Here is a 14,395-nt window from a genome sequence, read left to right as displayed (position 1 = left end):
TGCTTACTCCTTCGGTGAATCTGGTTTCCTGAACCGGCCGCTGCCGGGACGCGCCCGAGGTACGACGACGGCGGCGCTGGCACCGCCGTCGTCGTACCTGGATTTTGCGGGTTAGATGAACTCGACGCCCTGGGCCAGCGGCAGCTTGCCCGAGTAGTTGACCGTGTTGGTCGCCTGGCGCATGTACGCCTTCCAGGAGTCGGAGCCGGATTCGCGGCCGCCGCCGGTCTCCTTCTCGCCGCCGAATGCGCCGCCGATCTCCGCGCCTGAGGTGCCGATATTGACGTTGGCGATGCCGCAGTCCGAGCCCGAGGCGGAGATGAAACGCTCTGCCTCGCCCTGGTCCTGCGTGAAGATGGCGGAGGACAGGCCCTGCGGAACCGCGTTGTGCATCTCGATCGCCTCGTCAAGGTCCGAGTAGGTCATCACATACAGGATGGGAGCGAAGGTCTCCTCATGGACCACCTTGCTCTGCCCGGGCATGCGCACGATGGCCGGCTCGACATAGTAGGCATTCGGAGTCTCGTCAGCCAGCACGCGTTTGCCGCCGGTGAGCACCGTGCCGCCCTGGGCCTGTGCGTCGGACAGCGCCTGCTGCATGGCCTGGAAGGAGCCCTCGTTGATCAGCGGGCCCACCAGGTTCTTCTCTTCCAGCGGGCTGCCAATGCTCAACGTTCCATACGCTGCCACGAGCTTCTCGGTCAGCTGGTCCACCACGGATTCGTGGACAAAGAGCCGCCGCATGGAGGTGCAGCGCTGGCCGGCGGTGCCGACGGCCGAGAAGACGATGCCGCGCAGGGCCAGATCCAGATCAGCACTGGGTGTGATGATGGCGCCGTTGTTGCCGCCGAGTTCCAGAATGACCCGCCCGAAGCGCTCCGCCACCTGCGGCGAGATCTCGCGCCCCATCCGGACAGAACCCGTAGCGGAAACAAGGGCAACGCGCGGATCCGTTACGAGCTTCTGGCCGCCTTCGCGGTTGGCGACCACCAGTTGGTGGATGTCCTTCGGAGCCTCGGACTCGGCGACGGCGCGCGCCAGCAGGGCGTCGGCGGCAAGTGCAGAGAGCATGGTCATGCCCGAGGGCTTCCACACCACGGTGTCGCCGGCGATCAAGGCCAGCGCGGTGTTCCAGGAGTAGACCGCTACCGGGAAGTTGAAGGCGGAGATGACTCCAACTACGCCCAGGGGGTGCCAGGTCTCCATGAGACGGTGGCCCGGACGTTCGGAGGGCATGGTCTTGCCGTACAACATGCGGGACTGGCCAACGGCGAAGTCGCAGATGTCGATCATTTCCTGGACTTCGCCCAGCGCCTCGGAGGTGATTTTGCCTGCTTCGGCCTGGACGATGTTGGCCAGGTCCTGCTTGTGTTCGGTAAGCAGTTCACCCCAGCGCTTGACCACATTGCCGCGCTCGGGTGCCGGAACGTTGCGCCAGGTCTTGAAAGCCTCGTGGGCGGCGGCAATGGCGCCGTCGATTTCCTCCGGGGTGCTGCTGCGGAGGGTGGCCAGCCGCTCGCCGGTCAGCGGGGAGAACGAGTCATGGTCATCGCCGTAGGCTTCCGCGGCGACGCCGCAGGCCTGAAGGGAGGCGCGGACGCGCTCGGTAAGTTTGCTGGTCTCGGTCAGGGTCTCAGTCATGGGATTGCTCCTGTTCGGTGTTGTACTTCTGGGTCCCCGCCTGAAATCGGGCGGGACGTTGGTGGTCTAGATTCAGCTGGCAGAAACGACGACGGCGTCCGGGACGATTTCGACGCCGAGCGCAGCCGAGATTTCGGCGACGGACGCATCCTGCTGGGCTTGGTAGAGCTCGTAGGGATCGCGGACCTCTCGTCCGACGATGCGGGTCATCCGGTGGATGTCGTAGTCGGCGGCCCGTTCGGCCTCGTTCTTGGATCCTTCGTCGGCGAGGTTGGATTGGAAGATCCCTGCCGCGGACCGAGGGAGGAAGTCCTCGTAGACGATCGGCTGCGGGACGGCTGCACCGGTGGCGATCAGTTCGGCCAGTGTGACGGGACCGGTCTGCGCGCCGCTGAGCTTCTCGGGGTGTGCGGCGAAGGTGAAGAATGCCAGGCCCTTCGCCGCGAGTTCGGCCTCCGTCCGCGGCAGGTTCTCTTCCCACACGGCGCGGGCGATCTCCTGACGGGCCTGTCCCGGACTTTCGTTCAGACGGTTGTCCACCTCGGCAACCATCCGGTCGTAGACATCGCGGCCGGCGGGAGTCAACGCGATCCCGCGTGCTTCCACTTCGCCGAAGCGAACCCGCAGCTCCCCCGGTTTGATGGAGCCATCCGCGTGACGGAACAGGCGTTCCTCGCCAAGAGCCTTGAAGGAGGTCTGGCGCAGCAGCACATCCGGGCCGTCCCAACCGGGCGGACCCTGGATCTCGTCGATCATTTTGATGCCCAAGGACTCCATGCCTGAGTAAAGGGCATCGATGTCGAGAACGCGCGGGGTCAGGTGGTTGATGTGGGTGCTGGTGACGCCGCCGATATCGGAAGCTACAGCCGAAATCGCCTCAAGCCGGCGGTACCAGTCGTGGTCTACCGGATCCGCGGACAGCTCGAAAGCGGCGGTGGCCAGCTCCAGCAACCGGTCGGCTTCAGGCCCGGCCAGTCCCCCATCGGCCGCAGCACGGTCGGACAACTCCAGGAGTTCATCGCCGAAGAGCTCGCGTTTGTCGAAGAATGCCGTCAGTTCCTTTTGCAGGTCCAGGCTGAAGAAGCGCGGATCCTCAACGGCAAGCATGGAGGTGAAGACCCGAAAGGGATTCTTGGCCAGTTCGTCGGTATCGATGGGACGGAACGCCGTGGAGACCACGGGTACCGCGGATGATGAGGCGTCCCGCAGGTCGTAGAAACCCACCGGGTACATGCCGAAAGCGGCGAACACCCGGGCTACCTGGGACATCTCGCGCTCGGAGCCCACGCGGATGGCACCGTGGCGCTCCGCGGTGACCCGGTTGATGCTGCCCAACCGCTCCGCTGCAGCACCGTGCCGGCGCAGGTACTCCTCGTTCACCTTGGTGGAGACCTCGACCAAGGTGTTGTAGGCGGGCACCTCCTTGCCATACATTGTCGAGAGGCTCTGGGCGAACTTGGCCCGGAGCTCCCACGAGCTCTTGAAGTTCATGGCTGTCGTTCCTTTCGTGGGTGGTGCGCAAGCGGGTTGTCAGATGATGTGGACTTCGCGGACCAGCGCGAGGTCATTGTTGAAGCGGTCGGCAGAGAATGTAGAAGCGTCCATGAAGCCTGGCCGTCCCAAGTACATGTCACGTATCAGTTCACCGACAGCCGGTCCTTGCAGGAAGCCGTGGCCGGAAAAGCCGGTGGCGTAATAGAAGCCGGACACCTCGGAGGAGGCGCCGATCAGCGCATTGTGGTCCGGCGTGTTTTCATACAACCCGGCCCAGCCGAACTCCAGGTCAGGTTCAGCCAGGCTCGGTGCGCAGACACGGGCAGCGGCGTTGAACTCGGGCAGCCACTCATGGCTGTAGTCGCGGCCGAATCCTGGATCCTCGTCGTTGGAGATCCCCAGCAGCATCCCGTTGTAGTAGTTGTGGAAGTACATCGTGGTGGACAAGTCCAGCGTGAACGGCACCTCCGGGTAGGGAACCGATTGCTGGCGGGTCATCCCGATCTGTCGGCGCACCGGAGTGACAGGAAGTTCGACGCCGGCCATGTCACCGATCTTTCGGGACCAGGCACCGGCGGCGCAGATCACGGATTCAGTGCGGATGGTGCCCCGGTTCGTGACGACCGAATTGATAGAGCCATTGGTGGTTTCAATGGCGAACGCCTCGGTTCCGGTCAGGATCTTCACGCCAAGGGCTGTCGCCGCGGCGGCATAGGCCTGCACTGCCTTGGCCGGCTCGGCGAAACCGTCCTCGGGCGAATACGAAGCGCCCAGCAGGGCCTCCTTCGCGACGAACGGGTTGATTTCCACAGCTTCGTCAGGCGTAACCATCCGGCTGTTACTACCGAATTCGTTTTGCACCAACGTGCTGCGTTCACAATCGAGTACTTCGGCGCTGCTGCGGCACAGGAACAGATAGCCCACGCGGCGCAGGCCGATGTCAACGCCAAAGCGCCCGGCGAACCGGCCATATGCGTCCAGGCTCCGCTTTCCCAGGGCAACGTTCGCCGGATCGGAGAACGTCGCCCGGACACCGCCCAGCGGCTTGGCCGAAGAGCCCGTGCCCAGCTCTCCGCGTTCAATGAGCACCACGTTTTTCACGCCAGCCTCAGCCAGATGGAATGCCGAGCTGACGCCCATGATGCCTCCGCCAATGATGACGACGTCGGCGGAAAGCGGCTGCTGCAGGCCGTCTGGAAGTGAGAGCGGAACTATTTGGCAGTCCATGGGACCTCCTTGCAAGAGAAGTGTGTAAGTCCGCACTCGAACAATCGGTAACGGGTTATATATAACAGCTTCAATTATGAGGAATGTCACGTCAAGCTATAGTTACTGATCGAATTCGTTTAGGTTTACTAAAAGGAGAGCCGTGCGGACCTGGACACTGAATCAGCTGAGGATGCTTTGCGCTGTGGTCGAAAGCGGGACGATGAGCGCCGCGGCGGAACGGCTCGGTTATTCGATCGGTGCCATCTCGCAACAAATGGCCGGATTGCAGCAGGAGGCCGGCACACCCCTGTTCATCAAAGACGGGCGGAGCCTGAGCCTCTCCGACGCAGGCCATCTGCTCCACCGCCACGCCCAGACCATCCTGGCAGCAGAGGCTGCGGCATCGTCCGCCCTGGAGGATCTCGCAAACGGGGTCGACTCAACGGTTCGACTTGGCATTTTCGGCTCGGGGGCGCTTGCCTGCGCGGCACCGGCCATCAAGGAGCTGAGGAATACTGATCCGCACATCCGGGTCCGGATGCAGGAGCTGGATCCGGACGCAATGGTTGCGGCTGTCGTCGCTGGCACAGTCGACCTCGCCCTGGGACTGGAATATTCAGGACTGCCCCTACCGGTGCCGGTGACCGTTGCCAAGCGGACCATCCTCACCGAGCCTCTCCGCGTGGTTTTCCCCGAGGCCCGGGGTGCTCACACCGGTGCGGAAGGCGTGGCGGGTGACCCGGCATGGCGGGAATCCCTCGCCGAACTGGGGTCCGACGCTGAATGGCTGCTGCCGCCGCAAGGAACCACTTTTGGGCGGGCGGCCCGCCTGGCACTCATGGCCGAAGGCATCGAGGCCGAGGCCCTGCATACCGTCGTCGACACAGCGCTTTCCCTGGGGTTGTGTGCAGCCGGATTCGGACACACCGTCGCGACGCAGACGATGCTGGATTTCCACCGGACCGGCAATCCCAGCATTGCCCTGCCGGCCAATCACTCGCGCAAGATGGTGACTCTCGCGAGAAACGCCGTCATCAGCCGTCCAAGCGTTGCACGGGTAGAAAGTGCTCTCTGGCAGGCGGCAGAAAAGCTCCCCGGCTAAAGGCCGGCCGCCAAACCTACGCCTGGGCCTCTGGGCGCGCATAGTCCAGGTGGCTGACCATCAACAGCTCAACCTGCGCGGTGTCGCCGGCGAGGAGCGCTTCCACGATGGGGCCATGTTCCTCGGCACTCTGCCGTAGCACGCCCCGCTCCGCAAGGTGGTAGGAGCCGCGCACACGGCTCTGGTCACGCAAGTTCTCGATGATGGCATTCAGCCGACGGTTGCCCAGCAGGCCAACGATCCCCATATGGAAGGCCTGGTCGGCATCCAGGTACTCCAGCATGTTCTCGGGACGGGCGGTATCCAGGGTTTTCTGAAGCAAGCTGCGCATCAGCTTCTCGTGCGGTGCCGCCAATCTCTTCTCGGCCACCTGCACCACGGCGGGAACTTCAATGAGCATTCGCAGGTCGTAGACCTCCCGACGGTCGGCGTCGCTCATCTCGACGACCCGGAAGCCCCGGTTCCGCACAACTTCCAATAACCCCTTGGTGGCCAGTTCCATCATGGCTTCACGGACCGGGCTGTTAGAGACACCGAGTTGAACGGCGAGGGAATTTGCAGAATAGATCCGCCCCGGCTTCATGTCCCCCGACATCAGCGCCTGCCGGACGACCTCGACAGCCTCGTCCTTAAGCGTTCCGCGGTTCAGCCCGAGACTCCTGAAACCGGCGACTTCATTGATGCTGTCCTGCATTGGAGCGCTCCTTTGAGCCTGATTTTCCTTCGAGTATGCCAACAATTACGCGTTTCGCCGCCTGCCCGGAGTCGTTCCGCGTCATCAAAAATTTACATCCCGACCCTTGACAGCGACAACGCTTACCAGCAAGAGTAATCGACAACCGGTTGTGTATTACAGATCACATGCAACTCGATTCACCTTCTCCTAAGGAAAAATCATGAAACTTCGTTCCGTGTTTGCGTTCAGCGCCTCCAGTGCCATCGCCGTCCTGGCCCTGACCGGCTGTGGCGGGGGAGCCACCGCTACCTCTGTTGCCGAAGACTGTGTACCCCAGAGCGACGTGAAGACCCTCCAGGACGGAGTCCTCACCGTTGCCGCGCCGGAATTCCCGCCGTTCTCCTCGGTGTCCAACGGGGACTCAACGGGCGTGGATGCCGAGCTCATCAAGGAGTTCGCAGCGGCGAACTGCCTGGAAGTGAAGATGGAACAGACGTCCTATGCCGGCACCATCCCGGCTGTGCAGAGCAACCGCGCCGACGTGGCCATCGGCTGCTACTACCGCACGGCGCAGCGGGCCGAAGTTGTCGACATGAGCAACCCCGTCTACACCGACGAGATGGCCGCCATCTCGGCCGACGGCACCACCTCCATTGCGGCCATGGAGTCGCAGAAAGTCGGCACGGTCGATGGCTACCTGTGGGTCACGGACATGAAGAACGTGATGGGCGACAACCTGACGATCTACCCCAGCGCTGTGGAGATGCAGGCAGACCTTAAGTCAGGCCGGATCCAGGTCGGGCTGGATGGCTATGGATCTGCGGCCATGATGTACAAGGACGATGCCAAGTTCACCGTAAACGGCGTCGACCCCGACGACCGCGTCATCGCTTCGAAGGAACCCGCCCAGATCGGTTTCCCCCACACCAAGGGAAATACCAGCCTCACTGAGGCGCTGAACACGAGCATCGACTCGATGAAGGAAGACGGCAAGGTGGTGGAAGTTCTGGCCGCCAATGAACTTCCCGAAACCGCCGCCGAGACCGGCGAACCCCGACTGATCAAGTAGTCGGGCAGCTGAGGCTAACCCATGGAAACCACAGCTACGATCGCCGGCAACGGCCACATCGCATTCATTGACGGACGGGCCGTGCGGGAGATACTTCCGCCCTCGGCCGCCGTCGACGCCCTCGAAGCCGTCCTTTCTGCCGGCCTCGATCCTGAGCGGGATTCACCGCGAAGCCGGGTGGACACCGGGGTCGGTCAGTTCTTGCAGATGCCCTCCGCATGGCAGGATTCGGTAGGCACCAAGCTGCTGACCATTACTCCTGCCAACCCGGCGCTCGGCGCCCCGGTCATTCAGGGCCTATACGTGCTCTTTGGCGGCGAGACACGTCAACCGCAAGCAGTACTTGATGGCATGGAACTGACGAATCTCCGCACCTCCGCAGTTTCCGCCCTGGGAGCGCGGCTGCTGGCGGCTCCCGGCCCACAACGGCTGGTGGTCTTCGGTACGGGCGTCCAGGCGTGGGAACACCTGAAGACGTTCAACGACGTGTTCGAGCTCGAAGACGTGGCAATAGTGGGACGGAGGCCCGCCGCTGCCGCCGCACTGGCCGCAAGGGCGTCAGCGGAGCTAGGCCTCGCCGCCCGCGCGGCCGATGCTTCCGCCGTCGCTGCTGCAGATCTGGTGATCTGCTGCACCGCCGCGGACCAACCGCTGTTCGACGGCACCTTGGTGTCCGATTCCGCCGTCGTTGTGGCCATGGGTGCCCACGAGCCGACCAGTCGTGAACTCGACGACGCCCTCATGGGACGTGCCGCCGTCGTCGTTGAATCTGTTGACAGCGCATTGCGGGAGGCAGGTGACGTCATCCAGGCACTCAGTTCAGGCGCCCTCACAGGTCCGGGAGAGCTGATCACCCTGGCGGAGCTGGTCACCGGGAAACGCCCCATTCCCAGGGGCCGGCCCGTTGTTTTCAAGACCACCGGGATGCCCTGGCAGGACCTCGCTCTGGCCCGCGCCATCGTGGATGCCCACCCCGCAGTCGGCGGCCCCGGTCCCGGCACCAGCCGCTGAGCGGCCGACATCACCCAACGAAGGATTGGATCAACCATGTCGCACACCGCGCCTACCAAGATCAGAAACGTAGTACAGGTCCGGAATCTGGCGAAGGCCTACGGGGACAACGTTGTCCTGCGTGACGTCTCGCTTTCTGTCCCGGAAGGTTCCGTCACCGCCATGATCGGCCCGAGCGGGGCGGGCAAGAGCACTGTGCTTCGGTGCATGAATCTGCTCGAGAAGCCGGACAGCGGAGAGATCGAGATCGACGGGCACGTCATCAACGCCCGCAAGAAAATCTCGCCCAAAAACCTCGCTGCGCTGAGGCGCAGCGCCGGAATGGTGTTCCAGCATTTCAACCTGTTCCCACACATGACTGTCCTGCGCAACATCAGCCTGCCTCAGGAGCGGATCCTCGGCCGCAGTCGGGATGAGGCGAACACCAAGACTATGGAGCTGCTGACCCGGATGGGGCTGGGCGACAAGGCAGACCACTACCCCGCACGATGCTCCGGCGGCCAGCAGCAGCGGATCGCCATCGCCCGCGCCCTGGCTCTTGGCCCGCGGGTCATGCTGTTCGATGAACCGACGTCGGCGCTGGATCCCGAGGTCGGGGTCGAGGTGCTTGAGGTGATGAAGGAACTGGCCAGCGAAGGGATGACCATGGTTGTGGTCACCCACGAAATGGGATTTGCCGCCAATGTCTCGAACGAGCTGGTGGTCATGGCCGACGGCTGCATCATTGAGAGCGGTGATCCCCGGCAGATCATGAGCGATCCGCAGCACGAACGGACCCGCCGCTTTCTGCGCGCAGTGCTGGAGCGCTGATCGCCATGCAGATGCTCCAAGCGATCGCCGTCGGTCTCCCCTTGACCATACTCGTCACCATCCTGGCGCTGGCCATCGGTACCGTGCTCGCCATCCCCCTGGTAGCCGGCCTACGGAGCGGGAACCGCCTCGTCTGGCTGCTTACCCGCGGCACCATTGACCTGCTTCGCGGCATCCCGCCCGTGGTGTGGCTGTTCATCCTCTACTATGGCGTGTCCATCGGGGCGCTGCGCATGTCCGCCCTGCAGGCCGCCGTCATCGGATTGGGACTGGTCGCCGCCGCGTACCTAGCAGAGATCTTCCGCGGCGCCATCGGGTCGGTACACCAGGGCCAGTGGGAAGCCAGCTCGGCCCTCGGGTTCCGCACCGGCACCGCCTGGGGCAGGGTTATCGGACCGCAGGCCTGGAGGACTGCCATCCCTGCCTACACGACGTACGGCATCGGCCTGCTGAAGGACTCCTCGATCGCCTCCACCATCGGCGTCGCCGAGATCGTTTTCATGTCTAACCAATACGCCCGCCAGTCCGGAGAAGGCATCCTGGTCTTCTTCATCGCGGCCGGCATCTACATCCTGCTCAGCATGCCGCTGGGCATGCTCTCCCGACACCTGGACACCAAGATGCGTAAGGCGGTTGCCCGATGAATGCGCTGCTCCCAGACATCGCCACAATTCTCCCGACGCTCCTCGGCGGACTGCAGATCAGCCTGACACTGACGTTCTTCAGCCTGCTCTTCGGCCTCCCCTTCGGCATGCTGTTTTCCTTTGGCGTCACGGCGGATAACAAGATCTTCCGCTACATATCCGTGTTCTTCGTGGAAGTCGGACGCGGCGCCCCTGCGCTCGTCCTGCTGCAGTTGATGTACTACGGCCTGCCGAACGTACAGATCACCCTCACGTCCTTGGTCTCTGCCTGCCTGGCCCTGGTGTGGACGACGGCGGCCTACACCGCCGAACTCATTCGCGGCGGAATCCAGTCGGTGCCCCACGGCGAGATCGAAGGCTCCGACGCACTTGGCATGAGCGTCCGCGACCGGCTGCGCTTCATCGTCATCCCGCAGGGCATGCGCATCGCACTGCCGTCCCTGATGGGCTTCGCCGTCCTGCTGTTCCAAGCGACGTCGCTAGCCTACACCGTCGCAGTTCCCGAACTGATGAGCCAGGCATATTCGACGGGATCCTCGACATTCAAGTACCTCCCCGCGTTCATCGCCGCAGGCCTCCTGTACGCGGCAATCTCCATCCCAGCCACATGGCTTTCGGTGCTGACCGAAAAGCGCCTGAGCCGCCACTTATAGGACCGCTACTGAGTTGCAACGGCCGGTCGGGCAGTCCGCTGTCCAATCGGTCGTTGCGCAGCGTTGATCGAGCCATGGCCTGGCCAGACCGACGGCGTGGGCGTACTCTTCGCGCTCGGCGCGGCCCTCTGCTGGGCCGCCTACATCCTGCTGCTGCCGGTGGTGCCGTTCACCCTCGAACGGCTGGCCTGCGCCGGCTCACCGCCGCCGCCTTCGGCACGCTGATGTACCTGGAACCGGCCATCGGCATGGTCGTCGGCCTCGCCCTCCTCGGCCGAGTCCCCAGCCGCTTCGCGATCCTCGGGATCGCCCTGGTCATCACCGCCGGCATCGGCGCAACCCGCACCGGAAACCGCCCTCCGGTTACCACCAGCCCCGAAACCCTGCCCGTCACATAGTCGACTACAACTACCGATTCCGCAGGACGTCGCCGCATTCACGACACACTCCCGACCGATAGGGTCGCCCTAAAGGCACGCGGAGCAGTCCGGGAGAGCACGGTGAAATGACGACGACGTACAGGTACAGCGTGGAGATCCTGCACCTGCTGGTGTCATCCGGCCACTCCTACTTCGGCAGGGCCAACGACGGCGCCGCCAGCGTCCCCACATCAGATCTCGACCGCATCGAAGTGGTGGCGGGCAAAGGCATCGTCGAGGACAGGTTCTTCGGCAAGGCCGCGCACATGGACGCAGCGATCACGCTCATGGCCGTCGAATCCCTCGGAAGGTGAAGCTGAGCATCGGCGGATCCGTTCACGACCCCACCCACCCCGTCGGCCGGCTGCTGTCCAACGTCCTGGCCATGGCCGCCGAGTTCGAATCCGACCTCATCCGTGCCAGGACTAGAGAGGGCATGCAGGTCGCAAAGGCCAAAGGCCGACTCCGCGGGAAACAGCCCAAACTTTCCCAGAGCCAGGAAGCCCACCTCGTCTCCCTATATAAGGGAGGTCAACACACAAGCGCCGAAATCGCAGAACGCTTCGGAGTCGCCAGAAGTACGGTGTACCGCATCGTTCAACGAACGCCCTAGTATCTGCCTGCTATGGGTTCTTCCCTGCAGACCGCTTCGCGCTGAAGTCGAGTTATAAGTTGAGAACCACGGTCCAAAAACCGATGACGGCACGGAACAGTGCAACCACCATCGATCCGCAAGTTGCCGGAGCGGTTCGTCATCCACAGCGATTCATCGACACGCATCATGGCACTTCCCACGAATACCCCTTATAAGTATCAACCACATCTATGCTCATTAGACCCTCATGCCCATAGAGGAAGATGCCCCCTCAACAAAGGGATCAGCCATGACTAAGAACCTCGGTACTGTGTCCAATCCAATTCGGGCGCACAGCGGTGGCGGTAAACTAATACGGGAAATCACCGATGACGGGGAGCGTCCCATGGAAGATAAGCGGGATACTTCACCCGTTACTATGGCGACCCTTGCCAAGCGGGTTGGAGTGCACGTCTCGACTGTTTCCCGGGCGCTGCAGGAACCGCGACAAGACACGAACAACAGAACCACCCTCATGATAAGGGAGCTGGCTGACCAACTCGATTTTCAGCCAGATGCCACAGCTTCGCGCTTGCGAACACGCCGCAGCCGGCTCATCGGCGTCACGGTCCCGAGCCTGACCGATCCAGTTCACGCAATCACCTATGAAGGCATCGATAAACAGGCCTTGAGCAGAGGCTACTCGACCATGCTCAGCATGTCGGCGAATCTTAATGATCGCTCTCCGAGCCGTGCAAACAACCTCATCCGCAGTCGTGTTGAAGGCATCATCATCCAAGACACATTTGAGGGTGATCTCCTTCCAGAAACATTGCGGAAGCGCCACATACCACACGTAATGTGTCTGCGGAAGAACGACGACGAGCTCTCAGTCGCAGTCGATGATTTGCTGGGTGGACGGTTAGCTGCTGAACATCTGGCGGCAGCTGGACATACCGAGATAGCAATAATTTCACCCGACAGTTCAGTGAGCACAGGTAGGGACAGAGTCGAAGGCTTTCGGCGCCGCATGCTGGAATTGGGGACAAAGATAGACGATTCGCGGATAGTCCCTGCGGGATTCGATATTGCGTCCGGCCAGCGCGCCGCAGAAACACTCCTTGGCTGGCCAAAACTTCCCACGGCCATCTTTGCAAGCAACGACCTAACCGCGGCGGGCATCATGTTCAGACTTCGGGAGGCAGGGATATCGATAGGTCGCGACGTCGCACTGGTTGGCTACAACGACATAGAAATTTCCAAGCATCTGCCGGTCCCCCTGACAACCATTGCGTCGCCCTTGCACGAGGTTGGAGCCAGAAGCCTCGATACGCTCATTGAGGTGATCGAGGGCAGGGTTCCAGATTCCTTACAACTCACTCCGCGCCTGTTGGCCAGGGAATCAACTCTTGCGTTCGTTACCCTGAACACCTGAACGTTTTCTCGAACAGGCCCTTGGTGTGGTCCTGTTCGAACAAGCATCTGCTCCTGCTTTGGCCGTGAAGATGATTAACGTGCGCGGCGAACCGATGCGTTGGGCCACCCATACCTCGCCGGTCCACATCATTGTGGCTGCTTGCCACCTGTACGGTCGTCCTAGCCACGGGTACCCGTGTAGCGAAAGCACCGCACCCTAGACCGGCCTCCTCAGCACGCACTCCCATCCTCACTCGCAGACTTACCTGACCCTTTTAAAAATGTTTCTGCAATCGATTGCAATACCGGGCAGGCCTCGCTAAAGTTGTTGTCCAGAGGCATTAAAAGTGATGGGGATCACTTTTAGTCTTGCCATGATGCTGCTATTCCGCTCTCTCAAAGGCACTCTCTATGGAAACAATTGACGGCATTTCTACAGGTCGAATCGATAGATTATTTGCAGATATTGAAGCTTTTGTTGATCCCGCATTTGACGGCTGGACAAGGACTGTATTTAGCCCTGCTTATAAGGCAGAGCGTTCCTGGATGGTCGAAGAATTCAAGCGGGCGGGGCTCGAAGATGTGCATACCGATGACTTTGGAAATATCGTCGGGATATTGCCCGGACGGCACAGTACCGCCAAGCCCATCGTGCTGGGCTCCCATACGGATACTGTCGAGCGCGGCGGCCGTTTCGATGGAATCGTTGGCGTCCTGGGCGCACTCGAGGTAGCCCAACGGATTAAGGAATCCGGAAGCGTCCTCAACCGGCCGCTTATGGTCATTGACTTCTTCGGGGAAGAGGCGAACCCGTTCGGGCTTACCTGTCTCGGAAGCAGGGCGCTTGCGGGCAGTCTGACGGTGAAGGACCTGGAGCGTGTGAGCCCGGAGGGCAAGCGTTTGGGCGATGCGATGCAGTCCTTCGGCCTGGACCCCTCGCGTGCCGTCAGCGGCAAGCACCCGGTGCGGGGCAGCTGGCACGCCTACCTCGAACTGCACATTGAACAAAGTTCAACGCTGGATCAGACAGGATGCAATATCGGCGTCGTCTCGGCCATCGCCGGAATCAAGCGGCTGGTAGGCCGGTACATGGGCCAATACGACCATGCGGGCGGCGCCCGGATGAAGAGCAGAAAAGACGCGCTGCTTGCTGCTGCTTCTTCCGCCCTGGCGCTTCATGAGTTCGCCTGTGGAAGTCCGGAATATGCGGTCGCAACCACAACCCATATCGACTCCCTGCAGCTAGCCCAGAATGTTGTACCCGGCCGGTCAGAGCTCCGGGCGGAACTACGCTCAACCGATTCCGCCTGGTTTGGAGCTATCGAGAAAGACCTCGCGCTGCGGCTGTCCATGCGCGCGACGGAGTTCGGCTGCGAGCTGGACCTCGAGTGGTTTCTCGATAATGAAATCGCCCACACCGATGCCACGCTCCAGGAAACCATTGCCGCTGCGTCCACGATCCTGGGACTGTCCTGGACAGCGGTTCCAAGCGGCGCGACCCACGACTCGGTGCACATGACGGGAATTGCCCCCATGGGCATGATCTTCATCCCGTCGATAGACGGCCGAAGCCACTGCCCGGAAGAGTTTACCCCCAAAAAAGACATAATCAATGGCATTGCGGTACTCGAAAAAAGCGTCCGTCTGGTCGACGAGTCACGGCCCTGAACAGGCGCT

Annotated in this window: 14 protein-coding genes and 2 pseudogenes; 12 read left to right on the top strand and 4 right to left on the bottom strand. The window is 62.1% G+C overall.

Features of this window, described 5'->3' with window-relative positions; genetic code table 11:
* Positions 1 to 111: 111 nt before the first annotated feature.
* The 3 genes from amaB to HGO92_RS05420 form a co-directional block, all read right to left on the bottom strand.
* Complete coding sequence (amaB, locus tag HGO92_RS05430; RefSeq protein ID WP_169992612.1) at positions 112 to 1,641, bottom strand: L-piperidine-6-carboxylate dehydrogenase; 1,530 nt, start codon at positions 1,639 to 1,641, stop codon at positions 112 to 114.
* Between the two features lie 72 nt (positions 1,642 to 1,713).
* The gene (hglS, locus tag HGO92_RS05425) at positions 1,714 to 3,132 is read right to left on the bottom strand and encodes a 2-oxoadipate dioxygenase/decarboxylase (protein ID WP_169992610.1); all 1,419 of its coding nucleotides are present in this window, start codon (positions 3,130 to 3,132) and stop codon (positions 1,714 to 1,716) included.
* 39 nt (positions 3,133 to 3,171) lie between these two features.
* Positions 3,172 to 4,362 (bottom strand): NAD(P)/FAD-dependent oxidoreductase, encoded by a 1,191-nt coding sequence (locus tag HGO92_RS05420; RefSeq protein ID WP_169992609.1) that lies wholly within the window; start codon positions 4,360 to 4,362, stop codon positions 3,172 to 3,174.
* A 142-nt stretch (positions 4,363 to 4,504) separates the two neighbouring features.
* Between HGO92_RS05420 and HGO92_RS05415 the strand changes: the two genes are divergently transcribed.
* Positions 4,505 to 5,446, top strand: a complete 942-nt coding sequence (locus HGO92_RS05415) for a LysR family transcriptional regulator (protein WP_346768861.1) — start codon at positions 4,505 to 4,507, stop codon at positions 5,444 to 5,446.
* Positions 5,447 to 5,462: 16 nt separating this feature from the next.
* Here the strand turns inward: HGO92_RS05415 and HGO92_RS05410 are convergent, their stop codons facing one another.
* Positions 5,463 to 6,140, bottom strand: coding sequence for a GntR family transcriptional regulator (locus HGO92_RS05410; protein WP_169992606.1), 678 nt, complete (start codon positions 6,138 to 6,140; stop codon positions 5,463 to 5,465).
* 202 nt (positions 6,141 to 6,342) lie between these two features.
* On the opposite strand from HGO92_RS05410, the gene HGO92_RS05405 reads away from it, so the two are divergent.
* The 11 genes and pseudogenes from HGO92_RS05405 to HGO92_RS05360 all read left to right on the top strand — a co-directional run bounded on the left by HGO92_RS05405 (position 6,343) and on the right by HGO92_RS05360 (position 14,386).
* Positions 6,343 to 7,191: a substrate-binding periplasmic protein gene (locus tag HGO92_RS05405; RefSeq protein ID WP_169992604.1), complete on the top strand. Its 849-nt coding sequence runs from the start codon at positions 6,343 to 6,345 to the stop codon at positions 7,189 to 7,191.
* Between the two features lie 21 nt (positions 7,192 to 7,212).
* Complete coding sequence (locus tag HGO92_RS05400) at positions 7,213 to 8,202, top strand: ornithine cyclodeaminase family protein (RefSeq protein WP_169992603.1); 990 nt, start codon at positions 7,213 to 7,215, stop codon at positions 8,200 to 8,202.
* Positions 8,203 to 8,238: 36 nt separating this feature from the next.
* A complete protein-coding gene (locus HGO92_RS05395) occupies positions 8,239 to 9,012 on the top strand; it encodes an amino acid ABC transporter ATP-binding protein (protein WP_169992601.1) in 774 nt (257 codons plus the stop codon).
* Positions 9,013 to 9,017: 5 nt separating this feature from the next.
* Complete coding sequence (locus HGO92_RS05390) at positions 9,018 to 9,656, top strand: amino acid ABC transporter permease (protein WP_169992600.1); 639 nt, start codon at positions 9,018 to 9,020, stop codon at positions 9,654 to 9,656.
* The gene (locus HGO92_RS05385) at positions 9,653 to 10,309 is read left to right on the top strand and encodes an amino acid ABC transporter permease (protein ID WP_169992598.1); all 657 of its coding nucleotides are present in this window, start codon (positions 9,653 to 9,655) and stop codon (positions 10,307 to 10,309) included. Before HGO92_RS05390 ends, HGO92_RS05385 begins: the two co-directional genes overlap by 4 nt.
* A 96-nt stretch (positions 10,310 to 10,405) precedes the next feature.
* Positions 10,406 to 10,534: a hypothetical protein gene (locus HGO92_RS24200; RefSeq protein ID WP_277351863.1), complete on the top strand. Its 129-nt coding sequence runs from the start codon at positions 10,406 to 10,408 to the stop codon at positions 10,532 to 10,534.
* Positions 10,534 to 10,707, top strand: coding sequence for a hypothetical protein (locus HGO92_RS05380; protein ID WP_169992596.1), 174 nt, complete (start codon positions 10,534 to 10,536; stop codon positions 10,705 to 10,707). Before HGO92_RS24200 ends, HGO92_RS05380 begins: the two co-directional genes overlap by 1 nt.
* 107 nt (positions 10,708 to 10,814) lie before the next feature.
* Positions 10,815 to 11,033: pseudogene (locus HGO92_RS05375) on the top strand (molybdenum cofactor biosysynthesis protein); the annotation flags it as partial.
* Positions 11,033 to 11,341: pseudogene (locus tag HGO92_RS05370) on the top strand (helix-turn-helix domain-containing protein); the annotation flags it as partial. The pseudogenes HGO92_RS05375 and HGO92_RS05370, both read left to right, overlap by 1 nt.
* Before the next feature lie 271 nt (positions 11,342 to 11,612).
* A complete protein-coding gene (locus HGO92_RS05365; RefSeq protein ID WP_169992594.1) occupies positions 11,613 to 12,737 on the top strand; it encodes a substrate-binding domain-containing protein in 1,125 nt (374 codons plus the stop codon).
* A gap of 392 nt (positions 12,738 to 13,129) precedes the next feature.
* Complete coding sequence (locus HGO92_RS05360) at positions 13,130 to 14,386, top strand: M20 family metallo-hydrolase (RefSeq protein WP_169992592.1); 1,257 nt, start codon at positions 13,130 to 13,132, stop codon at positions 14,384 to 14,386.
* Positions 14,387 to 14,395 lie beyond the last annotated feature (9 nt).

It is taken from the genome of Crystallibacter degradans (genome assembly GCF_012952295.1).
GTDB classification, from domain to species: Bacteria; Actinomycetota; Actinomycetes; order Actinomycetales; family Micrococcaceae; genus Crystallibacter; species Crystallibacter degradans.
This window is presented reverse-complemented; position numbering and strand designations above follow the sequence as displayed.